The organism is Stenotrophomonas sp. ATCM1_4 (assembly GCF_004348115.1).
In the GTDB taxonomy this organism is placed as follows: Bacteria; Pseudomonadota; Gammaproteobacteria; order Xanthomonadales; family Xanthomonadaceae; genus Stenotrophomonas; species Stenotrophomonas capsici.
Genome location: NZ_QPFB01000001.1, coordinates 516,193 through 536,107 on the forward strand (window position 1 = coordinate 516,193; position 19,915 = coordinate 536,107).

Here is a 19,915-nt window from a genome sequence, read left to right on the forward strand (position 1 = left end):
CGAGCAGGGTCACGAAGTGGCGATGCTCAGAACTTCAGCCAGCCGGTGATCGCATGCAGCAGCAGGCCGATCAGGCCGCCGACGAGGGTGCCGTTGAAACGGATGTACTGCAGGTCGCGGCCGACGCTCAGTTCCAGCTGCTCGACCAGCTTCTTCTCGTTCCAGGCCTTCACCGTCTGCGCGATATGCGTGGTCACGCCGTTGCGCAGGCGGTTGGTCAATTTCTCGGCACCGGCCAGCATGTGCTGGTTGAGGGCATCGCGCAGGGCGGGGTCCTCGCCGAGGGCAGTGCCCAGCTTGGACAGGCTGCGCTCCAGGTAGCCGGCCAGCACCGAGTCCTCGCGCGAAAGGTCATCGCGCAGGTAGTCGTGCACGCGCTTCCACAGCCCCTGCACGTATTCCTGCACGGCTGGGTGGTCGATCACCTGCTGCTTGAGCGTGTTGACCTTCTCGGCCAGCGCCGGGTCTTCGCGCAGGCGCTGCATGTAGTCGCCCAGCCAGCGGGCATAGTCCTGCCGCAACGGGTGCTCCGGTTGCGAGAGGACGTCCTGCAGTTCTTCCAAGCCGGCGCGGGCGAGGCGGTCGGCCAGTGAATCGCCGATCTCGTCGATCGGCTTGACCCAGTCCACGGTGCTGGCCAGCGTCGGCCATTCCTTGCGGATGTAGCGCACGATCAGTGCCGAGGCATGCTGGCGCACGCTGTCCTTGTCCAGCCAGGTGGCCACGCGCTTCAGGCCTTCGTCGAGCACGCGCTGGTGGCGGTTGTCGGCGGTCAGCAGGCCGAGCAGTTCACCAGCGGTGGCCGCCGCGTTCCATTGCCGCAGCTGCTCGACCACGAAGGACTGGATGGCGCGGCGCACGGCGGCTTCGTCGAGCAGGTCCAGTGCCTGCACCGCCCAGCCGCGGGCCATGCCGGCGAGCATGCGCGCCTGCTGTGGCTGCGCCAGCCATTCGCCCAGCCGGGTGGCGGGGTCGAACACCTTGAGCTTGGCCAGCAGTGTTTCCGGCTCCAGGAAGTGGTCGCGCACGAACACCGCCAGGCTGTCGGCGATGCGTTCCTTGTTGCGCGGGATGATGGCCGTGTGCGGGATCGGCAGGTTGAGCGGGCGCCGGAACAGCGCCACCACCGCGAACCAGTCCGCCAGGGCGCCCACCGTGGCCGCCTCGCAGAACGCGCTGACCCAGGCCCAGATGCCGCGCTCGCCGTTGAGGTGGCTGACGATGAAGCCGGCCAGCATCGCCAGCAGCATCGCCACCGCATACAGCTTGAGCCGGCGCAGCTGCGCGCGGCGCGGATCGTCGACGGCGTTCACGCCTCAGTCTTCATCGTTCTTGATCGAGCGCCGGAAACAATGCTCGCCGGCCGGGTGAGCCCAATCGGCTTCCAGGCCGCCGAAGCGCCGTTGCCGGGCACTGTCGGTGGCAAACAGGGCGCAGAGTTCGAAGTGGTTGTCGTCGAGCAGGCGGTAGCGGTAGTCCGGCCCGCCGGCGGGATCGTGCAGCGGCAGGTCCAGCCCGGGTGTGGCGCGCAGGCGGGCCATGTCCGGTGGCAGCGCCTCATGTGCGGTGCGGTAGCTGCGCGCCGCCTGCTCCAGCGAGCGCAGGTCCTGCAGGCGGCTTTCGTCGAGGCGGAGCAGGCGCTGTTGCGCCGGCGAGTCGATCACCCAGACGCCGGCCGCGATCGCCAGTGCGGTGAACACACCGGTGGCCCACAGCAGGCGGCTGCCCCAAGCGGTCTGGCTCATGGGCTCACCTCCTCGCGGCGCAGGTCGGCCAGGTACCAGCCGAACACGGTGCCGGCCAGCAGCGCCACGGCCAGCACCTTGAGCACGAAGCGCAGGCTCAGTTCACCCCCGAGCAGGTTGTAGACCAGCGTGGTCAGGTCGCCGATCAGCACCCCGGCGGCGACGAACAGGGTCAGGTAGGTCAGCCAGCGCCGTACCGGCGACAGCCGCTTGATCGGATGCCGGGCCACGTCGCGGCTGACCCGGTGGCTGAGGAAGGCGAACACCGGGAAGGCGATCACCAGCGCCGAGATCGACCAGCGGATCGACGGCCCCAGCTGCAGCATCTGCCAGCGTGCATCGGCCGGGTCGGGCAGGGCGTGTTCGATCAGCTTGAACAGCAGGCTGCCCAGGTTCCAGCAATAGAAGTACAGCGTGCTGAACAGCAGCAGGTAGACGAACGCCTCGCGGGCGGACAGCGAGGCGCGCGGGCGCGGTACCGGCAAGGCGAAATCCACCTCAGCCCAGCCATCGAGCACCCCGCGTACCTGCGCTTCGCTCCAGCCGGCGGCCAGCAGTGCCTGGTTGACCTGGGCGCGGCTGTGGCCGCGCATCAGGGCCTCGCGGACGAATGATTCGAGTTCGGGTGAAGCCGATGCCATCGCGTGCTCCCTGCCATGCGTGCCCGCAGCGTAAGGGGCCGGCCGCGTGGCGATCAATAGTCGGAGGCGGCCGCTTCCGGTTCCTCCGCGCGACTGGCGGCCAGCCGCGCCCGCAGCGCGTCCAGTTCCATGCGCAGGGCCTGGTTCTCCGCAGTGAGCGAGGCCACGCGCTGGCGCAGCGCCTCCACTTCGGGGCTGGACGCCGCGGTGAATGGTGCGGACTGCACTTCGTCGTGGGCGTCCTGGTCGGGCTCCGGGCGGGCTTCGGGCTTGGGCTTGCGGCGCGATTCACGCACGCGCTTGGCCGCTTCCTTCAACTCGCTCTTGCCCCCCTGGGCGGCGGCGCGCTGTTCGGCTTCCGGCAGGCTGGCGACCACTGCGGCGGCGCTGAGCGAGATCTCCCCGGCCTTGACCGCCTCGATCACTTCCTGGGCGGCATGTGCGCTGATCTTCTCGATCAGGGTCACCTGGCTGGCGCTGAGCTTGGCTTCGCGCGCCAGGTCGGCCTTGGACAGCTTTGGTGCCGGGTCCCACGGCGGGGAGTCGGCATCGCTGGCGTGGTCGTCGGCCAGCGCGGCCTCACCTTCGCTCTCCCGGCGCAGTTGCTCCTGCTCGGCGCGGCGGCGCGCCTCGACGATGGCGCGCTTGCGCAGGGCCAGCACGCCGCGCTGGAAATCGGACACGCTGCGGCGCCCCAGGTGCTGCTCGATCATCCACAGGTGCACGTCGTCCATCGACTGGAAGCGGGTGTTCTGCACGGTGTTGAACGGGATGCCGTGGCGGGTGCAGATGCCGTAGCGGTTGTGGCCGTCGATCAGGATGTTGCCCCACAGCACCAGCGCGTCGCGGCAGCCCTCGGCCAGCAGACTGCGCTCCAGCGCGTCATGTTCGTCCTGCGTGAGCGGGTCGATGTAGGCCTTGAGTTCTTCGTTGACGATGATGTCCATGCGGCTGCCGGTTGAAACGTGGGCGGGCATTGTAGTGACCCGGGGCGGTGCCGGGGCAAGTCCCGTTGGCCGTGCGAGGGCAGGGATTCATGACGGCCGTGCAGCGTGGCCGGCGTACCATGCACGGTGGCGGCCCGCGCCGCGTTGTCCCGCAACAGGAAGCAGACCATGAATACGCCACACCTCCGCGAACAATGGCAGACGCTGGCCGACGGCCTGTCGCTGCGCACCCGCGCCTTCATCGACGGCCGCTACGTGGATGCCGCGTCCGGCGCGCGCTTCCAGTGCATCAGCCCGATCGATGGGCGGGTGCTGGCGCAGGTGGCCGAATGCGGCCAACGGGATGTGGACCACGCCGTGGCCGCGGCGCGGCGTGCCTTCCAGAAGGGGCAGTGGGCGGGGTTGAAGCCGGCGCGGCGCAAGCAGGTGCTGCTGCGCCTGGCCGGGCTGGTGGAGCGCCATGCCGATGAGCTGGCGCTGCTGGAAACGCTGGACATGGGCAAGCCGGTCGGCGAAGCACGCGGGGTGGACATCGGCGGAGTGATCCGCTGCATCCAGTGGACCGCCGAGGCGGTGGACAAGCTGTATGGCGAGGTGGCGCCCACCGGCAGCAACGAGCTCGGCCTGATCACGCGCGAGCCACTGGGCGTGGTCGCGGCGATCGTGCCGTGGAACTTCCCGCTGCTGATGGCGGCATGGAAGATCGCCCCGGCGCTGGCCGCCGGCAATTCGGTGGTGCTCAAGCCCTCGGAGAAGTCGCCGTTGAGCGCGCTGCGTTTCGCCGAGCTGGTGGCCGAGGCCGGGGTGCCCGAGGGCGTGTTCAACGTGGTGCCGGGCAATGGCAAGGGCGCGGGCGAGCCGCTGGCCCTGCACATGGACGTGGACGGGCTGGTGTTCACCGGCTCCACCGCGGTGGGCAAGCGGCTGCTGCAATGCGCGGGCCTGTCCAACATGAAGCGCGCGTACATGGAATGCGGCGGCAAGAGTCCCAACATCGTGTTCGCCGACGCCCCGGACCTGGACAAGGCCGCCGAAGCGGCGGCCAGTGGCATCTTCTACAACCAGGGCGAGGTGTGCACGGCGGCCTCGCGGCTGCTGGTGGAACGCTCGATCAAGGATGAATTCGTCGCGCGCGTGGTCGAGCATGGCCGGCACATGCAGCCGAAGCATCCGTTCGAACCGGGGGCGCCGATGGGCGCGATGGTGGACGAAGCCCAGTTGCAGCGGGTGCTCGGTTACATCGACGAAGGCACCGCCGAAGGCGCGCGGCTGCTGCTGGGCGGCAAGCGTGCGCAGGTGGTGGAGGGCGGCTGCTACCTCGAACCCACGGTGTTTGACGAGGTCTCACCGCAGCAGCGCATCGCCCGCGAGGAACTCTTCGGCCCGGTACTGTCGGTGATCACCTTCGACGGCGAGCAGCAGGCGCTGCAGTTGGCCAATGACAGTGAGTACGGGCTGGCGGCGGGCGTGTGGACACGCGACCTCGCACGCGCGCACCGCGTCGCGCGCGGCCTGCGCGCGGGCAGTGTCTGGGTGAACCAGTGGGACGGCGGCGACATGACCGCGCCGTTCGGCGGCTACAAGCAGTCCGGCAATGGCCGTGACAAGTCGCTGCATGCCTTCGACAAGTACACCGAGATGAAGGCGACCTGGATCCACCTCGGCGATTGATTCGGCGAGCGGGCAGGGTGCCCTGCCGTCAGGGCACCCCGGGTCAGGCTCAGTCCTTGCCGCCCTTGCGCAACTGGCTGGCAAAGCGTTCCAGCCATTGCGCGAAGCCCTGCAGGGCCACGCCCCCCTTGTCGCGCAGGTTGGCCAACTCCGCCTCCAGGCGCTCGCGCCGGGTGGCTTCGCCCTCGTGCTTCGGCAGCGGCGGCAGGATGTGGGCGAAGTAGGTGTTGTCCAGCAGCTTGTGCAGCAAGCGTTCGCCGATGAACGGTTCGCCGTTGTTGAGCGCGCGTGCGCCCTTGAACAGGTTGCGGATGTCGTACTGGGTGGGGCTCAGGTCGGGCACCTGCTTGGGCAGGTCGAGCAGGGTGTAGACCGCGATGCGGGCGGTGCGCACCGAGCTTTCCATGGTGAACACCACGTCGTTGGCGGTTTCCACGAACTGGCCGACCAGTGCCAGGTTGGTGCAGCCGTGCGGCACCACCTGCGGGCGGTCACCGGCCGCGCGCGGCATGAACTGCGCGGTGATGTATGGCATCAGCGCCAACCGCACCTTGGTGTGCGGGATGATCGCGTCGAGCTGGTCGGCGATGCCCAGGTGGTAGCACAGCTCAGCCACGATCTCGCGGCCGGTGCACTCGGGCATGGTCTTCTTGACGAAGTTGCCGGGCTGGTCCATCAGCAGCGCGTACACCCACATCACCACCGTGTCCCTGGGCTGGCCGGGGAAATGCGGCTGGCGGTTGATGGTGACGCTGAGCACCCAGTTCGAATCGGTGAAGGTGATGATGCCGCCGGTGGCGGTGCGGCCGGAGGTGGGATCGTTGACCGACAGTTCGGTCAGCTTGTCCAGCAGCGGGGAGGCGGTGCAGGTCAGTGTGGCCGACTCCCACATCGAGCGGTCGATGTCGCCGCAGAACTTGTCCGGCTTGCCGAACACCGGCGACTGCCGGGCCAGGTTCTGCCACAGGCCCCAGCTGCTGCCCTCGGCCGGGCCGCCGTGGCGCTTCTTCAGCACCGGCACGGTGTCCAGGTCGCCGTAGGCGGTGTCCTCGGTCATCGAGCCGGTCAGTGCGATCACCAGGTCACGCGCGGCCACCGCGATGTGGCCCTCGCCCTCGGCGGTGCGGGTGCGCAGCGCGGTGACGGTGCGTTGCTCGCCCTGCACGTCGAAGTCCATGTCCAGCACCTGGGTGCCCAGCCGCACCTGCACGCCCTGTTCGCGCAGCAGGCGGACCAGCGGGGTGACGAAGGTGTCGTATTGGTTGAACTTGGGGAACACCAGCGCCGACATGTCGCCGAAGCCGTCGATGGCATCGAGGAAGCGGTGCATGTACAGCTTCATCTCCAGCAGGCTGTGCCAGTTCTCGAAGGCGAACATCGAGCGGAACAGGAACCAGAAATTGCTGGCCAGGAAGCCTTCGCTGAAATGGTCCTGGATGGTCAGGTCGTCCAGCTCATCCTTGCGCTTGAGCAGCAGGCTCACCACTTCCCACTGCTGCTTGCGGCTCAGCCCGAAGCGGGTGAAGTCGGGCAGCACCTGGCCCTGCTTGTGCATCAACCGCGACCTGGACCAGTTGGGGTCGGCATCGTTGGCCAGGCGGTATTCGTCGAGCACGCTGAAGCCTTCGGGCAGTTCCAGCGCGGGCACGTCCTGGAACATGTCCCACAGGTTGTCGTAGTTCCAGTTCATCTCGCGGCCACCGCGCACCAGGTAGCCGTCCTGCGGGTTGCCCGAGCCATCCAGCGAGCCGCCCTCGATCTCGAGGCCTTCGATGATGGTGATGTTGCGTGCCGGCATGTGGCCATCGCGGATCAGGTAGAACGCCGCGGCCAGGCCGGCGATGCCGCCGCCGACGATCCAGGCCTTGCGCTCGGCGATGCCCTCGGTGGGCAGGGGCTTGAAGCGCTGGTAGTTGCCGACCATGTCCGGCGGCGGCAGGGTGTTGAGCGGGGCGTTGTGCCAGTAGCGGGCGCTGGCGTCCGGGGCGTGGTCGATGCGGGGGGAGGGAGTGCTCATGGTGTTCTCCGGTGTGAGGGGAGGGACAGGTGCAACCGCCGATCCAGTCTGCACGGGAATCCCGTCGGGGCGGTTACACGGGGTTGAAACCCGGCGTGAGCGGGCGTCATGCGGCGGGCCGGGTAGGGCGTAAGGGGTGGGAAGGTCACGGCTGCAACCATTTCTGGGGCCGGGCGGCGACGCGTGGCAGACTGCGGCACCTGTTTCCCTTGTTCTGGCTCATGTCGACCGCTGCAGCCTCCGTGCCCCTGAATTCCCCGCGCCGCGTGCTGGCGGCCAGCCTGGTCGGTACGACCATCGAGTTCTTCGACTTCTACATCTACGCCACCGCCGCGGTGCTGGTGTTCCCCAGGTTGTTCTTTCCCGACAGCAGCCCGGATGCGGCGTTGTTGCAGTCGCTGGCGACCTTCGCGGTGGCCTTCATCGCCCGCCCGGTCGGCTCGGCGGTGTTCGGCCATTACGGCGACCGCATCGGCCGCAAGGCCACGCTGGTGGCGGCGTTGTTGACCATGGGCCTTTCCACCGTCGCGATCGGACTGCTGCCGACCTACCACGACATCGGCCTGGCCGCGCCGCTGCTGCTGGCGTTGTGCCGGTTCGGCCAGGGCCTGGGCTTGGGCGGTGAATGGGGCGGGGCGGTGCTGCTGGCCACCGAGAACGCACCGCCGGGCAAGCGCGCCTGGTACGGCATGTTCCCGCAACTCGGGGCGCCGCTGGGCTTCCTGCTGTCGGCCGGCGTGTTCCTGATGCTGGGGCGCGTGCTCGACGATGCCGCCTTCCTCAGCTGGGGGTGGCGGGTGCCGTTCATCGCCAGCGCGTTGCTGGTGATCGTCGGCCTGTGGGTGCGCTTGAACATCCGCGAGACCCCGGACTTCCAGAAGGCGCTGGACCAGGGCCAGCGCGTGCGCCTGCCGATGCGCGAGGTGCTGGTGGGGCATGGCTTTGCGGTGGTGGTGGGGACGCTGGCCGCGTTCGCCACCTTCGTGCTGTTCTACCTGATGACGGTGTTCACGCTGGGCCATGGCACCAAGACGCTGGGCTACGCGCGCGAGGATTTCCTGCTGCTGCAGATGGTCGGCATCCTGTTCTTCGCCGCCGGCATCCCGCTGGCCGCGCGCTACGGCGACCGCCAGGGCACGGTGAAGGCGATGCTGCTGGCGACGGTGGCGATCTTCGTGTTCGGGTCGCTGTTCCAGCCGTTGTTCCAGGCCGGGCACCCGCTGCTGGTGCTGTTGTTCCTGTCGCTGGGACTGTTCCTGATGGGCCTGACCTATGGCCCGTGCGGCACCATGCTGGCCAGCCTGTATCCGGTGCAGGTGCGTTACACCGGCGCGTCGTTGTCGTTCAATCTGGCCGGCATCCTGGGTGCGGCACCGGCCCCTTACGCGGCCACCTGGCTGGCAGGCCGGTTCGGCATCGCCGCGGTGGGCGGCTACCTGTGCGTCACCGCGCTGGTTACCGGGCTGGCGTTGTGGGCCATTGGCCGGCGCCAGCAACGGGCACGTGTCGAAGCGTGAGCCGCTGGTGGCGGCGCGCTGGGAAGTCATCAGCCTGTGGGGCAGCAGGACGGAAAGGGCAGGAACGGCGCGGCAGCACCACGTAGGGAGGGGATCGGCCGCCGCCGCGTCGTTCCTGCACGGGGCCGGTCAGTTGAACAGGCGCTTGAGCGTGCGGCCCAGCCAGCTGCCTTCCTGGTGATCGCGGGCAAACTGGTTGAGGTGGCGCTTGACCTGCTCGGCATAGGCCTTGTCATCGCCGCGGATGTGGTTGAACAGCCAGCGCGAGAGCATGTTGCGCAGCTCGTCCGTGACGTCCTCGCCGGCCTGGAAGCGCATGCGGTATTCGGAGACGCGCTTGCCGAACACCTCGTGCACGCGCTTGTGGGCGGCGCAGAACGGATAGCCGGCTTCCTCCATCAGTTCTTCCTCGAAGGCGAAGTGCGACATGGTGTAGTCCACCAGTTCGTCGATCACCTCGGCCACCGCGACGCGTTCCAGGCTCTTCTGGGCGATATGCAGGTGGTTGAGCATCTCCACGATGCGCATGTGCTGATGGTCGATGACCTCGACCCCCGTGTTGAGGTCGTCCTGCCAAACCAGTAGTGCCATCGCGAGTTCCTCCCTGTGATTTCCTTGGGGGCACTCTAGGGGCGCACCTTCGCCGGCGCGTTGATCTGGATCAATGGCCCTGCGCCGGCAGGGAAGCGTTCACGAATGTAGTCGTGCAGGCGTCGCGGCACCGGTGGTCGCCGCTGGCGCAAGTTGCATGCTGCGCACCCGGTTGCGGCCGTCGGCCTTGGCCAGGTAGAGCTGGCGGTCGGCCTCGGTGATGAGCTGGTGCAGGCTGCTGCGCCCGCCCGGGTCGCGGCTGACGCCGATGCTGACGGTCATGCGCAGGACGTTCTCGCCGATCTGCAGGCGGATCGCCTCGATGGCCTGGCGCAACTGCTCGAAGTGCGCCGCGCTGGCGTCATCGCCCAGCCCGTGGACCAGCAGGCAGAATTCCTCGCCGCCGAAGCGGGCGCTGATGTCGCGTGGCCGGGTATGGCCCTGCAGCACGCTGGCGACCGCGCGGATGGCCTGGTCGCCGGCTTCGTGGCCGAGGCTGTCGTTGATGTGCTTGAAGTGGTCGATGTCGACCATGGCCACCGCCACGCTGCCTTGGCCACGGCCCAGCTGGCGCTGGCTGTGTTCCAGGAAGCTGCGCCGGTTGGGCAGGCCGGTGAGGAAGTCGCGCGTGGCCAGGTCCTGCAGCGTGCCGATCAACTCCAGCTGGTCCACGTTCTGCGAGACGCGGCAGAAGAACTCCTCGCGCGAGAACGGTTTGCGCAGGAAGTCGTTGGCGCCGTTCTTCAGAAAGCGCGGGATCAGCGATGGGTCGGAATTGCCGGAGATGCCAATCACCGCCACCTTGTCGCGCGCGCGGAGGGCGCGCAGGCGACGGGTCAGCTCCACGCCGTCCATGCCCGGCATCTCCTGGTCCACGATCACCAGCCGGATAGCCGGGTCCGCTTCCAGCGCATGCAACGCCGAGGGGCCATCACCGGCCTGGGTGACGTGGTAGCCATACATGCCCAGCAGCGCCGCCGCATACGACCGGGCCGAGGGGGAGTCGTCGACCACCAGCGCCGAGATGCGGCGGTTGCGCTCCATGCGCTGCACCAGCCAGACCAGGTAGTCGACGCTACCGGGGGTGTTCTTCAGCACGTAGTCGATGATTTCCTGCTGCAGCACGCGCTTGCGCAGGTCTTCGTCGTAGACGCCGCTGACCACGATGGTCGGCAACCCGCGGCTGACGAAATAGTCGACCACGTGGTCACGGTCACCGTCGGCCAGCACCAGCCCGGTGAGCACCAGGAACCAGCCCTGCTCGCGTTCCAGCAGCTCGCCGGCCTCGGCCAGGGTCGAGGCGACGCTGACCGGCAGCTCCAGGCGCTGCTCGATGGCCGCACGCAGCATTGTGGTGAAGGTGCGTGAGTTCTCCACGAGCAGGATGCGCTGCGGCAGGGGCGTGATCGGCGGGCTGGTGAAGCCGGCCTGGGATGAGGCGGCCATGCGAAAGGTTCTGGGGGTCTCAGGACGGGATAGCGGCAGCAATCGCCCGGACTTTAGGCGTGGAGCGAGGAGGGCGCCGGGATGAGAGCCATCCTCGGGTTGAACCGGCAGGGCATGCCAGCGCCACGCTTCCCGCGCGCTCAGCCGAGCAGATCGCGCAGCTTGTACCACGACATGGCAGCGACCAGCAGCGGCATGCGCAGTGCCTTGCCGCCGGGGAAGATGCCGTGCGGGATCCGCTCGAACACATCCAGCCGTCCGGCCTGGCCGGCGATGGCGGCGGCGATCACTTCACCGGCCAGGCCGGTGCTGGCCACGCCGTGGCCGGAGAAGCCCTGCGCGAAATAGACATTCGGGGTGAGCCGGCCCCAGTGCGGGGCGCGGTTGCGGGTGATGTCGATGTAGCCGCCCCAGACGTATTCCAGCGACACGTCGGCCAGCTGCGGGAACACCCGGCGCATGCGTCGGGTCATGCTGGCGCGCAGCCCCGGCGGCGGCAGTGCCGAGTAGTTGGCCTGGCCGCCGAACAGCAGGCGGTGGTCGCGGCTGAGCCGGAAATAGTCCAGTGCCCAGTTCACGTCGGCCACCGCCATGTCGTTGCGGATCAGCGACCGGGCACGTGCTTCGCCCAACGGCTCGGTGGCGCCGATATAGGTGCCGACCGGCATCATCCGGGTCTCCAGCTCCGGCGCGATGCCCTGCAGCCAGGCATTGCCGGCCAGCACCACGAATTCGGCCTCGACCCGTCCCTGCGCGGTGACCAGCACGGGGCGCGGGCCGCGTTCGAGCCGCAGCACCGGCGAATGCTCGTGCACGGTGGCGCCAACGGCCTCGGCGGCGCGTGCCAGGCCCAGCACGTAGGCGAGCGGGTGCAGGTGGCCGCTGGCGGCGTCGTACATCGCGCCGAGGTAGCGCTCGCTGGCCAGCTCCTGGCGCAACCGGGCCCGGTCCCACCATTCCAGCGGATAGTCATAGCGCTGCGCCATGCGCTCGATGTCGGCGCGCAGGGCGCGCTCCTGGCGCGGATGGATCGGCACGCTGGCGTGGCCATCGCGCCAGTCGCAGTCGATGCCATGGCGGGCGATGCGCTGCTTGAGCATTTGCATGCCGTCGCGCGAGAAGTCGAACAGCAGCCGCGCATCGGCGTCGCCGACCAGCCGTTCCAGCGTGTCCTGCTCGCAGCCGTAGCCGACGATGGCCTGGCCGCCATTGCGGCCGGAGGCACCCCAGCCGACCCGTTCGGCTTCCAGCACGGTGACCCGGTAGCCCTGCTCGGCCAGCGCCAACGCCGCGGTCAGGCCGGTGTAGCCGGCGCCGAGCACGGCCACGTCGGCACGCGCCGTGCCCTGCAGTGCGGTGCGGGGCGGCGGCAAGGGCTGGCTGGCGACGTACCAGCTGGGCGGGTAGTCGGACGGGGCGTCCACGGACATCGGGATGGAAGGCGATTGTGTCGGGGCGGGCAGTGTAACGGCCACGGTGTGTCGGTTTGGCGCAGGCGGCGGACGATGCCCTGCATTGTGCCGCGCGCTGCTTGAACGGCATGCGTGGTTGCCTAATCGGCGGGGCAGGGGTAGCGTGCCTGCACGTCACCAGAGCCTGACGCATGGCCAGCCTGCCGCTGGTCGGCTTGCCTACCGACCGCAAACCGATCGGCTCCCATCCTTTCCTCGTCGTCGGTGAGAAATACGTGCGTGCCGTGGTCGATGGGGCACAGGCCATGCCGCTGGTACTGCCACTGCTGCAGCCGCCGCTTCCCGCGCAGGCATGGCTGCAACAATTGGATGGTCTGCTGTTGACCGGTGCCACCAGCAACATCGAGCCGCATCATTACGACGGTGGCCCGAGCTGGGCCGGCAACCCGCATGATCCGGCCCGTGATGCCAACGTGTTCGGGCTGCTCCCGCAGGCGCTGGCGATGGGCTTGCCGGTGCTGGCGATCTGCCGGGGCTTCCAGGAGGTCAACGTGGCCTTCGGGGGCAGCCTGCATCCCCGGGTGCATGAAGTACCCGGCCTGGCCGATCATCGTGAAGACCCGGATTCACCGCTGGACGTGCAGTATGGGCCGGCACATGCGCTGGCACTGAGCCCCGGTGGGCTGCTGGCCGGCATCGCCGGCGCAGGCACCGTGCAGGTCAACTCGGTGCACGGCCAAGGCGTGTCCCGGCTGGGCACGGGCCTGCAGGTCGAGGCGCGCGCGCCGGATGGCCTGGTCGAGGCCTTCCGCGGGCCCGGGCCGGGTTTCCTGCTCGGCGTGCAGTTCCATCCGGAGTGGCGGGTGCTGGAAAACCCGTTCCACCTGGGCATCTTCAAAGCCTTCGGCGAGGCCTGTCGCCGTTACCAGAAACAGAAGCAAAGTTGATCCGCCATGACATCGCGTCCTCGTACCCGCAAGACCGCCGCCAGCGTGCAGGAAGAAAGCTCCCTGCTACGTTGGCTCAAGGAGCGGCAGATCACCGAGGTCGAATGCCTGGTGCCTGACATCACCGGCAACGCCCGCGGCAAGATCATCCCCGCCGACAAGTTCCGCCACGACTACGGCACGCGCCTGCCCGAGGGCGTGTTTGCCACCACGGTCACCGGCGACTTCCCGGACGACTACTACGAGCTGACCTCGCCGGCCGACGCGGACATGATCCTGCGCCCGGACCCGGACACCGTGCGCATGGTGCCGTGGGCCACCGACCCGACCGCGCAGATCATCCACGACTGCTACACCAAGAACGGCCAGCCGCACGAGCTGGCGCCGCGCAACGTGCTGCGGCGGGTGCTGGCCGCCTACGATGCGCTCGGCCTGAAGCCGGTGGTGGCGCCGGAAGTGGAATTCTTCCTGGTGCAGAAGAACACCGACCCGGACTTCCCGCTGCTGCCGCCGGCCGGCCGCTCCGGCCGCCCGGAGACGGCGCGGCAGTCGTATTCGATCGACGCGGTCAACGAGTTCGACCCCATCCTCGACCTGATGTACGACTACTGCGACGCGATGAAGCTGGACGTGGACACCCTGATCCACGAATCCGGCGCGGCCCAGCTGGAAGTGAACTTCACCCATTCCGATGCGATGGCGCTGGCCGACCAGGTGTTCCTGTTCAAGCGCACCATGCGCGAGGCGGCGATGCGCCACGGCGTGTACGCCACCTTCCTGGCCAAGCCGATGGAGACCGAGCCGGGCAGTGCCATGCACATCCACCAGAGCCTGGTGCGGCCGTCGGACGGGGTCAATGTGTTCGCCGGCGACAACGAAGGCGAGTACAGCCCGCTGTTCGGCAATTACCTGGGCGGCCTGCAGAAGTACGTGCCGATGGCGATGGGCTTCTTCGCGCCGAACGTGAACTCCTACCGCCGGCTGGTGTTCGGCGAGGTGTCGCCGAGCAACGTGGAGTGGGGCTTCGACAACCGCACCTGCGGCCTGCGCGTGCCGATGGACAGCCTGGAGAACAGCCGCGTGGAAAGCCGCTTCGCCGGCTCCGACGCCAATCCCTACCTGGCGGTGGCGGCGACGCTGGCGTGCGGCCTGCTCGGCATCCGCGAAGGGCTCAGCCCGACCCCGCCGATCACCGGCAACGCCAAGGAGCTGGGCTACGAACTGCCGCGCTCGCTGGGCGAAGCACTCGATGGCCTGGAGGCGTGCGAACCGCTGCAGGAACTGCTGGGCCGGCGCTTCTGCCGTGCCTACATCTCGGTCAAGCGCAAGGAATACGAGACCTTCTTCCGCGTGATCAGCTCTTGGGAGCGTGAGTTCCTGCTGCTCAACGTCTGAGCCGGACCGTTACCCGCCAGAGCTGGCAGGTACGGATCAGCGCTGCGGGTCCAGCGAGATCAGCCGGGTGACGTCCAGCAGCGCCGCCGGCAGGTGCACGCCGCCGGGCGCGGCCAGGTAGCGCGGGCGCCATTCCGGCGAGAACTTGGACTTGAAGCGGCGCAGGCCGCTGAAGCCATAGAAGCGCTCGCCGTGGCGGGCGATCAGGTTGGCGAAGCGGTTCCAGCGGCCGGCCAGGCGGTGTTCGGCCAGCCCGGTCAACGGCGCCATGCCCAGCGAGAAGCGGGTGAAGCCGTTGGCCGCGCCCCACAGGAACAGTTCGATGAACAGGAAATCCATCGTGCCCTTCGGTGCGTCGGGGCGGTGGCGCATCAGGTCCACCGACAACTCGTGCCCGGCCGGTGCCTGCCAGAGGTTGGCGAAGGCGACCACGCCGTCGTCGGCTTCCACCAGCGCCATCGGGAAACTGCACAGGTAAGCCGGGTCGAAGCTGCCCAGTGAAAAGCCCTTTTCCTCGCCGGCCTTCTCATCGAGCCAGGCGTCGGAAATGGCCTTCAGTGCCGGCAGCAGCGCGGCAACCTGGTCCGCATCGACGATGCGGAACGACAGCCCGCCGCGCTTGCCGCGGTTCCAGGCCTGGCGCAGGTCGGCCCGCGCGCTGCCTTCCAGGCTGAAGCCCTGCAGCGGCACCAGCGCTTCCTCGCCGAGCTTGACCAGGGTCAGCCCGAGGTCGAGGTAGGTCTGCCAGTAGTTCCCGCTGGTCTGGTAGAAGACCGGGCGCAGGCCGAGCCGGTCGGCTTCCTCGCGGAACTTCCAGATCAGGGTGCGGGCCACGTCGGGCGGTCCCACCGGGTCGCCCATGGAGATCAGCGAGCCGCCGTAGCGCTGCATCATCACGAAGCCATCGCCGGCCTCGCTGCGCAGGATCGCCTTGTCGCCGGTCATCGCCAGGCTGGCCTGGGTGTCCTGGGCCTGCGCGAGCACCGGGCGCAGCAGTGCCAGGGTGGCCGCGTCCGGTGCCGGCAACGGCGTGCGGGTGCTGTGCAGCAGGCGCGCCACCCCGAACACCACCACCACCAGGCTGACCAGCAGCAACGCGCGCAGCGCACGTGGGGCATTGCCGGAAATGGCGAACTGCCACCACAGCTCACTCTGGTACTCGACGTGGCTGTACACGAAGAACAACAGCCATAGCGTTCCCAGCAGCACCAGCGCCACGTTGCGCAGCCAGGGCCAGGACCATGCCTCGTCGAGCAGGGCGCCCTCGCGGTAGAACTCGCGCCGTGCCGCCCACAAGGCAATGGCGATCACCGGCAGGGCCAGCGCGACCAGTGCGTGGCCACCGCGCAGCCACACCGGCAACGGCAGCAGCACGCACAGCGCAAGCGCGATCCACCACGCCACGCGGCTGCGGCGTTGCAACCCCTGGCCGATCAGCAGCAACACCACGCCGCCGAGGCTGCCCAGCAGGTGCGAGGTCTCGATGATCGGCAGCGGCGCGGTGAGAAGGCGATGGCGCGGTGACGGCAGCGTGCCGTCGATCAGCAGCAGGGTGCCGGCGGCGAAGACCGCCAAGGCGATGATCTGCGGCAACCAGGGGCGCAGCGTGCCCCAGACCACGCCGGCGCCGCTGCGCAACGGTTGGCGCACGCTGGCCAACGCCGCCAGCACCGCGGAGGCGAGCAGGGGCAGCAGGTAGTAGGTCACCCGGTAGGCCACCGCCGCGGCCAGCACCGCCGCCGGCGCCACCTGCGGCAGCAGCTTGAGCAGGCTCCATTCGAACACGCCCAGCCCGGCCGGTACGGTGGATACCAGGCCGGCGACCACCGCGACCAGGTACAGGCCGACAAAGCCGATGAATCCAACGTCGGCCTGGCCAGGCAACAACACGTAGAACGCCGCCGAGGCCAGGCACAGCTCGACCACGCTCAGCGCGGTGACTTCCAGCGTGGTGCGGCGGTCCGGCAGCCACACCCGGTGGGTGCGCCAGCCAATGCTGCGCCCTTCGCGTCCGACGGCGACCAGCATCACGGCGAAGGCGGCCAGCAGTGCGATGCCGATGAGGCGGACCGCATCGCTCGAAAGCGGCAGGGCGCGCGCGGCGGCGGCCGGCTCCAGCCACAACGCCAGCGCCAGCAGCAGCCAGGCGCCGAACACGAAGCCCAGCGTGCTCATCAATACCACCTGGCCGATCTCGGCCAGGCTCAGGCCGGCGCGGCCGTAGCTGCGCATGCGGATGGCGCCGCCGGTCAGGGCGGCAAACCCCAGGGTCTGGCCTGCTGCGTGGGCAAGGAACGCAGTGATGCCCACGCGACTGGCGGGCAGGTTGCGTCGTGCACGACGCAGGCCGATCGCATCGAAGCCGATCAGGCAGGCATAGCTGGCCATGCCGAGCACGGTCGCCAACACCAGTTGTGGCCAGGACACGGCGTGCAGGGCGATGCGGATCTGGTGGTAGCCGTGGTCGTCGAACTCACCGGCCAGGGCGCGCAGCGCCATGACCATGATGAGCACGGTCGCCGCGATGGCGGCCAGCCTGCGCCAGCGGGCGGCCTTGGGGTCCGGTATCGCGGCGGGTGAGCGCATGGAAGGCGGGGCAGGGGAGGAAGCTGCAAAGAGTAGCGCCACCGCGGGAGGACGGCAGCAGGGCGGTGGCGGGGATTGCAGTGGCCTTCAGCCGCGCGTGTCGACGGCCGGCGCCTTAGACTCGGCGCTTGCCATGGCGGGAGGGAGAACAGCATGCAGGACACGGCGCTGACATCGGTCCGCCGACAACGCGGCGCGGTGCTGCTGGTATTGGCGGCCCTGCTGGGGTTCAGTGGCTGCGCGATGTGGCTGCAGTTCGAGCGCAGCGACCTGGACTGGGTGCGGGCGACCCTGAGCCTGTACCTGCATGGGCCTTACGGGGTGCTCCTGCGGGCCGCGTACTGCCTGCTGGCGGTAGCGATCACGCTGCTGGCGATTGGCCTGCATGCGCAGATGCGGCCGGGGCCGGGGCGCCGCGGCTTGCCAGTGGGCCTGTTCGGCATGGCCGGCCTGGGGCTGGCGGTGGTGGCGGTCGGTGACAGTTGGCTGCCCGGCTACGCGCCGTTGCTGGCACCGCTGGTGCACGGCCTGGCTGCGCAGACCGCATTCCTGTGCGCGAGCGTGGCGATGCTGGTCCAGGCGTGGTGTTTTGGCCGTGATCCGCGCTGGCGTGCGCAGTACGCCCTGGCCTGGGGCTGGGCATGGCTGGCCTTCATCGCGCTGTGGCTGCACGTGCTCTGGCGTGGCAGCCCGCGCGGGCTGGGCCAGAAGCTGGTGATCGCGCTGGTGGTGGGCTGGCTGTTCTGGGTGGGCTGGGCGTTGTGGCGGCGCCTGCACAAAGGCACAGCTGAAACCGACGGATCCGGTCACAATGGGGCACACCTCCACAACAGGGATACCTCCCCATGATCGAACGCTTCGATACCGGCCCGCGCATGTCGGAAATGACCGTCCACCACGGCGTGGCCTATCTCGCCGGCCAGGTGCCGGAAGACACCAGCGCCGACATCGTCGGCCAGACCGAGCAGGTGCTGCAGGCCATCGACGACCTGCTGCGACTGGCGCCCACCGACAAGACCCACATCCTGCGTGCGGAGATCTTCCTGGCCGACATGGCCGACTTCGCCGGCATGAACGAGGCCTGGGACAAGTGGGTGCCGGCCGGTGCCACCCCGGCGCGTGCGACCGTGCAGGCCAAGCTGGCCAATCCGGAATGGAAGATCGAGATCGTCATCACTGCCGTGGTGCCGTAAGGCGCAGGCTGGCCGCCCCGGCTGCGCGAAGCATCCGGGGCCACGGCGACATGGTCGCCGCCTTGGTAACGGGAAAGGGAATGAAGCGTTGCCTGTTGTCTGTCGTGACTGCCAGCCTGTTGCTGGGAACGGGGATGCCCGCGCGGGCGGCGTCCACCGCACGCGCATCGATACCGTCGATGATCTACGCGCATCCGCCGCAGGAGCGGATCGATCCGCTGGCATACCCGCAGTTCATGCAGATCGAGGCGGAGCTGCGCAACACCGTGCGCCGCCACGGTGATCGCAGCGTTCCCAACCGGTTCTGCGCGGTGGGCTACCGCTTGAAGAGCGGGACACTGGAAACGGTGCTGCTGTGGGACAACGCGCAATCGCTGATCCGGTGGCAGGGCGGGGACCCGGCCGGCGTGGCGGAGGAGGATGCCGAATCGGCCTCGTTCTCGCCGGTGACCGACCTGCGCAGCGACGTCGTCGAGGACGGTAGCTTTCCATTGGGTACGCGCGCTGTCATGCGTAGCGATGTGGAGGCATTGATCGCCGATTGCCGGCGGTTTGGCCGGCAATACACGGTGCCGCCGTCACCCTAGCAGCGGGCTTTGCCCGCCAATGAAGCCGAAGGCGATGCCCGCAATCCGGGCGTTCAATGGCTTCGCGACCGAGGCCCGCTCCTACGGGAGCGGGCGGAGCGCGATGCAATCCACCGGGCACGGTGGAATGCACAACTCGCAGCCGGTGCACAGGTCAGCCAGCACGGTATGCATGTACTTGGCGCCGCCGACGATGGCATCCACCGGGCAGGCCTGGATGCACTTGGTGCAGCCGATGCAGTCGGCCTCGACGATGACGGCGACCTGCGCGGGCTTGTGTTCGCCACGGCTGCGGTCGAATGGCACGGCGGCCACGCCCAGCACATGCGCCAATGCGCGTGCGCCGGCGTCGCCGCCGGGGGGGCAGTGATCCACGCCGGCCTCGCCGCGGGCCATCGCCTCGGCGTAGGGGCGGCAGCCGTCAAAGCCGCACTGGCCACACTGGGTCTGCGGCAGCAGGCGGTCCAGACGTTCGACCAGCGCAGCCCTTCCTTCTCCCTCCGGGAGAAGGTGGCGCGCAGCGTCGGATGAGGGTTGGGTAATCATTGGGGAGTCCTGCTGTTCGCCCTCACCCCAACCCCTCTCCCGGAGGGAGAGGGGCTCAGGTAAGACATTTGCCGCGATACCAGCGCTCGTGCGCCAGCGCCAGCATGGGCTTGTCTTCGCGGCTGTCGCCGTAGGCGTGGATGCGCTGGTAGGTGCCCAGGTCGAAACGCTTGCGGATCAGGGCCACCTTGCGCGGACCACAGTCGCCGCCGGCATAGCGGCCGGTGAGGCGGTTGTCCTGCACTTCGAGCGTGTTGCAGATCATCTGCAGGCCCATCTGCTCGCACCAGTGGCGCAGGTACAGGTCGAGTGAGCCGGACACGACCACGACGGTATGCCCCTGTGCCTTGTGCCACTGGATCTGTTCCAGCATCTCCGGCCGCATCATGCCCGCCAGGTGCTCGCGTGCGTAGTCGCGCGCAAGCTGGCTGACCTCGCCGGCATGGCGGCCGGTGAACACCTGTGCGGTGACGCGGCGGCGGATGCGCTCGGCCGAGATCAGCTTCAACCGGTAGGCCAGCAGCCACGGCCCGATCCGCCACCACGCCTGCGCGCGCTGTTCCGGCGTGGCCACCCGCCGCAGGAACCGGCTGTAGGTGTCCTGGGTGGTGATGGTGTGGTCGAAATCGAACAGGGCCAGTTGCATGGTCCGCTCCGGTCGGGAAGGGCGCACC

At 68.7% G+C, this 19,915-nt stretch carries 18 protein-coding genes; 7 read left to right on the forward strand and 11 right to left on the reverse strand.

Annotation, left to right across the window (positions count from 1 at the left end):
* Window positions 1–26: 26 nt before the first annotated feature.
* The 4 genes from ATCM_RS02370 to ATCM_RS02385 are packed head-to-tail and all read right to left on the reverse strand — an operon-like array spanning window position 27 to window position 3,333.
* Window positions 27–1,313, reverse strand: coding sequence for a DUF445 family protein (locus ATCM_RS02370; RefSeq protein WP_243693941.1), 1,287 nt, complete (start codon window positions 1,311–1,313; stop codon window positions 27–29).
* Window positions 1,314–1,316: 3 nt separating this feature from the next.
* On the reverse strand, window positions 1,317–1,745 hold the full coding sequence (locus ATCM_RS02375) for a hypothetical protein (protein ID WP_132862661.1): 429 nt from the start codon (window positions 1,743–1,745) through the stop codon (window positions 1,317–1,319).
* Window positions 1,742–2,386 carry a DUF5671 domain-containing protein gene (locus tag ATCM_RS02380; RefSeq protein WP_132862662.1) on the reverse strand — a complete coding sequence of 215 codons (645 nt, stop codon included), beginning with the start codon at window positions 2,384–2,386 and terminating at the stop codon, window positions 1,742–1,744. Before ATCM_RS02380 ends, ATCM_RS02375 begins: the two co-directional genes overlap by 4 nt.
* Before the next feature lie 53 nt (window positions 2,387–2,439).
* On the reverse strand, window positions 2,440–3,333 hold the full coding sequence (locus tag ATCM_RS02385) for a plasmid replication/partition related protein (protein WP_132862663.1): 894 nt from the start codon (window positions 3,331–3,333) through the stop codon (window positions 2,440–2,442).
* A 168-nt stretch (window positions 3,334–3,501) separates the two neighbouring features.
* Between ATCM_RS02385 and ATCM_RS02390 the strand changes: the two genes are divergently transcribed.
* A complete protein-coding gene (locus tag ATCM_RS02390) occupies window positions 3,502–5,004 on the forward strand; it encodes an aldehyde dehydrogenase (RefSeq protein ID WP_132862664.1) in 1,503 nt (500 codons plus the stop codon).
* 49 nt (window positions 5,005–5,053) lie between these two features.
* On the opposite strand, the gene ATCM_RS02395 is transcribed toward ATCM_RS02390, so the two are convergent.
* Complete coding sequence (locus tag ATCM_RS02395; protein ID WP_132862665.1) at window positions 5,054–7,021, reverse strand: oleate hydratase; 1,968 nt, start codon at window positions 7,019–7,021, stop codon at window positions 5,054–5,056.
* Between the two features lie 221 nt (window positions 7,022–7,242).
* Between ATCM_RS02395 and ATCM_RS02400 the strand changes: the two genes are divergently transcribed.
* The gene (locus ATCM_RS02400) at window positions 7,243–8,538 is read left to right on the forward strand and encodes an MFS transporter (protein WP_132862666.1); all 1,296 of its coding nucleotides are present in this window, start codon (window positions 7,243–7,245) and stop codon (window positions 8,536–8,538) included.
* A 129-nt stretch (window positions 8,539–8,667) separates the two neighbouring features.
* Here ATCM_RS02400 and ATCM_RS02405 read toward each other — a convergent pair whose 3' ends face one another.
* The 3 genes from ATCM_RS02405 to ATCM_RS02415 all read right to left on the reverse strand — a co-directional run bounded on the left by ATCM_RS02405 (window position 8,668) and on the right by ATCM_RS02415 (window position 12,005).
* A complete protein-coding gene (locus ATCM_RS02405) occupies window positions 8,668–9,129 on the reverse strand; it encodes a bacteriohemerythrin (RefSeq protein ID WP_132862667.1) in 462 nt (153 codons plus the stop codon).
* Window positions 9,130–9,228: 99 nt separating this feature from the next.
* Complete coding sequence (locus tag ATCM_RS02410; RefSeq protein ID WP_132862668.1) at window positions 9,229–10,575, reverse strand: diguanylate cyclase; 1,347 nt, start codon at window positions 10,573–10,575, stop codon at window positions 9,229–9,231.
* Window positions 10,576–10,715: 140 nt separating this feature from the next.
* Complete coding sequence (locus tag ATCM_RS02415) at window positions 10,716–12,005, reverse strand: FAD-binding oxidoreductase (RefSeq protein ID WP_132862669.1); 1,290 nt, start codon at window positions 12,003–12,005, stop codon at window positions 10,716–10,718.
* Window positions 12,006–12,178: 173 nt separating this feature from the next.
* Here ATCM_RS02415 and ATCM_RS02420 point away from each other — a divergent pair, with 173 nt between their 5' ends.
* Both ATCM_RS02420 and ATCM_RS02425 read left to right on the forward strand, forming a co-directional pair.
* Window positions 12,179–12,934, forward strand: coding sequence for a gamma-glutamyl-gamma-aminobutyrate hydrolase family protein (locus tag ATCM_RS02420; protein WP_132862670.1), 756 nt, complete (start codon window positions 12,179–12,181; stop codon window positions 12,932–12,934).
* A 6-nt stretch (window positions 12,935–12,940) separates the two neighbouring features.
* Entirely contained in the window at window positions 12,941–14,329 is a 1,389-nt protein-coding gene (locus ATCM_RS02425) for a glutamine synthetase family protein (protein WP_132862671.1), read from the forward strand.
* A 36-nt stretch (window positions 14,330–14,365) separates the two neighbouring features.
* Here ATCM_RS02425 and mprF read toward each other — a convergent pair whose 3' ends face one another.
* Window positions 14,366–16,915, reverse strand: a complete 2,550-nt coding sequence (gene mprF, locus ATCM_RS02430) for a bifunctional lysylphosphatidylglycerol flippase/synthetase MprF (RefSeq protein WP_132862672.1) — start codon at window positions 16,913–16,915, stop codon at window positions 14,366–14,368.
* 153 nt (window positions 16,916–17,068) lie between these two features.
* Between mprF and ATCM_RS02435 the strand changes: the two genes are divergently transcribed.
* The 3 genes from ATCM_RS02435 to ATCM_RS02445 all read left to right on the forward strand — a co-directional run bounded on the left by ATCM_RS02435 (window position 17,069) and on the right by ATCM_RS02445 (window position 18,695).
* The gene (locus ATCM_RS02435) at window positions 17,069–17,764 is read left to right on the forward strand and encodes a DUF998 domain-containing protein (protein WP_132862673.1); all 696 of its coding nucleotides are present in this window, start codon (window positions 17,069–17,071) and stop codon (window positions 17,762–17,764) included.
* The gene (locus ATCM_RS02440) at window positions 17,761–18,108 is read left to right on the forward strand and encodes a RidA family protein (protein ID WP_132862674.1); all 348 of its coding nucleotides are present in this window, start codon (window positions 17,761–17,763) and stop codon (window positions 18,106–18,108) included. Before ATCM_RS02435 ends, ATCM_RS02440 begins: the two co-directional genes overlap by 4 nt.
* Before the next feature lie 80 nt (window positions 18,109–18,188).
* Window positions 18,189–18,695 (forward strand): hypothetical protein, encoded by a 507-nt coding sequence (locus ATCM_RS02445; RefSeq protein WP_132862675.1) that lies wholly within the window; start codon window positions 18,189–18,191, stop codon window positions 18,693–18,695.
* An 81-nt stretch (window positions 18,696–18,776) separates the two neighbouring features.
* Here ATCM_RS02445 and rnfB read toward each other — a convergent pair whose 3' ends face one another.
* Window positions 18,777–19,241: an Rnf electron transport complex subunit RnfB gene (rnfB, locus tag ATCM_RS02450; RefSeq protein ID WP_243693942.1), complete on the reverse strand. Its 465-nt coding sequence runs from the start codon at window positions 19,239–19,241 to the stop codon at window positions 18,777–18,779.
* Window positions 19,242–19,296: 55 nt separating this feature from the next.
* Window positions 19,297–19,887: an HAD family hydrolase gene (locus ATCM_RS02455; protein ID WP_132862676.1), complete on the reverse strand. Its 591-nt coding sequence runs from the start codon at window positions 19,885–19,887 to the stop codon at window positions 19,297–19,299.
* Between the last annotated feature and the right edge of the window lie 28 nt (window positions 19,888–19,915).

Coding starts and splice junctions, on each gene's coding strand:
- ATCM_RS02375 (WP_132862661.1), bottom strand. CDS start 1,745: ATGAGCCAGACCGCTTGGGGCAGCCGCCTGCTGTGGGCCACCGGTGTG.
- ATCM_RS02380 (WP_132862662.1), bottom strand. CDS start 2,386: ATGGCATCGGCTTCACCCGAACTCGAATCATTCGTCCGCGAGGCCCTG.
- ATCM_RS02385 (WP_132862663.1), bottom strand. CDS start 3,333: ATGGACATCATCGTCAACGAAGAACTCAAGGCCTACATCGACCCGCTC.
- ATCM_RS02390 (WP_132862664.1), top strand. CDS start 3,502: ATGAATACGCCACACCTCCGCGAACAATGGCAGACGCTGGCCGACGGC.
- ATCM_RS02395 (WP_132862665.1), bottom strand. CDS start 7,021: ATGAGCACTCCCTCCCCCCGCATCGACCACGCCCCGGACGCCAGCGCC.
- ATCM_RS02400 (WP_132862666.1), top strand. CDS start 7,243: ATGTCGACCGCTGCAGCCTCCGTGCCCCTGAATTCCCCGCGCCGCGTG.
- ATCM_RS02405 (WP_132862667.1), bottom strand. CDS start 9,129: ATGGCACTACTGGTTTGGCAGGACGACCTCAACACGGGGGTCGAGGTC.
- ATCM_RS02410 (WP_132862668.1), bottom strand. CDS start 10,575: ATGGCCGCCTCATCCCAGGCCGGCTTCACCAGCCCGCCGATCACGCCC.
- ATCM_RS02415 (WP_132862669.1), bottom strand. CDS start 12,005: ATGTCCGTGGACGCCCCGTCCGACTACCCGCCCAGCTGGTACGTCGCC.
- ATCM_RS02420 (WP_132862670.1), top strand. CDS start 12,179: ATGGCCAGCCTGCCGCTGGTCGGCTTGCCTACCGACCGCAAACCGATC.
- ATCM_RS02425 (WP_132862671.1), top strand. CDS start 12,941: ATGACATCGCGTCCTCGTACCCGCAAGACCGCCGCCAGCGTGCAGGAA.
- mprF (WP_132862672.1), bottom strand. CDS start 16,915: ATGCGCTCACCCGCCGCGATACCGGACCCCAAGGCCGCCCGCTGGCGC.
- ATCM_RS02435 (WP_132862673.1), top strand. CDS start 17,069: ATGCAGGACACGGCGCTGACATCGGTCCGCCGACAACGCGGCGCGGTG.
- ATCM_RS02440 (WP_132862674.1), top strand. CDS start 17,761: ATGATCGAACGCTTCGATACCGGCCCGCGCATGTCGGAAATGACCGTC.
- ATCM_RS02445 (WP_132862675.1), top strand. CDS start 18,189: ATGAAGCGTTGCCTGTTGTCTGTCGTGACTGCCAGCCTGTTGCTGGGA.
- rnfB (WP_243693942.1), bottom strand. CDS start 19,241: ATGATTACCCAACCCTCATCCGACGCTGCGCGCCACCTTCTCCCGGAG.
- ATCM_RS02455 (WP_132862676.1), bottom strand. CDS start 19,887: ATGCAACTGGCCCTGTTCGATTTCGACCACACCATCACCACCCAGGAC.